The sequence below is a fragment of the bacterium genome (assembly GCA_024226335.1).
Classification (GTDB): Bacteria; Myxococcota_A; UBA9160; order SZUA-336; family SZUA-336; genus JAAELY01.
In genome coordinates this window covers 1-612 of record JAAELY010000472.1, presented here as the reverse complement: position 1 = coordinate 612, position 612 = coordinate 1, and the positions used below count along the sequence as shown (strand labels likewise).

The 612-nt window shown below is 61.3% G+C and carries 1 protein-coding gene; it reads left to right on the top strand.

What is annotated here, in order from left to right; all coding sequences use genetic code 11:
- The first annotated feature begins 87 nt into the window (after window positions 1-87).
- Complete coding sequence (locus GY725_22460; GenBank protein ID MCP4006952.1) at window positions 88-558, top strand: hypothetical protein; 471 nt, start codon at window positions 88-90, stop codon at window positions 556-558.
- The last annotated feature ends 54 nt before the right edge of the window (window positions 559-612 follow it).

Sequence of the window (612 nt, the reverse complement as noted above, 5' to 3'; positions counted from 1 at the left end):
ATCTCACGATCCACCCGGGAGCAAGATGGAACGCGCGAGGTGATCTACGTCGGCGCGCGACAAGAGTATTCGGAGCTAGACGACCTGATGGAACGATTCTGCGTCGGCACATGTGTGATCGATGCGCTTCCAGAGGTTCACGCAACTCGAGAGTTCGCAAAGCGACACCGCGGTCGGGTATGGCTCAACTACTTCCAGGAGGGCCAGCGCGGAGCCTACCGCTGGGATCGGGATGAACTGATCGTGAGTCAAAACCGTACGGAGGCCCTGGATGCGAGCCGCCAGGTCATCCGCGATCGAAAGATCCTCTTGCCGCGCGGTGGTCGAACGATTCAGGAGCTAGCGTCTCACCTGGCGGCTGATGTGAAGCAGCTCGTCGAAAACGAGGACACCGGTGCCCGTGCTTTTCGGTATCTCCGGACCGGCACGAACCACTACTCGCTAGCGTTCACCTACGACTGCATCGCGTGGTCGCGGGGCGGTCCATGCGTGATGGTTGTCCCCGACTTTGACGAGGAAGCGCAGATGGCCAGCAGCATCCTGACGATTGATTTGTAGCTTCGACCCCTTCGGGGTGAGCCGCCCCGGAGCGTCGCCCCGGCCCGTCGGATT

What these genes read in the sequence shown, in the direction of transcription:
- GY725_22460 (MCP4006952.1), top strand. Translation starts at nt 88, where the DNA reads ATGGAACGATTCTGCGTCGGCACATGTGTGATCGATGCGCTTCCAGAG.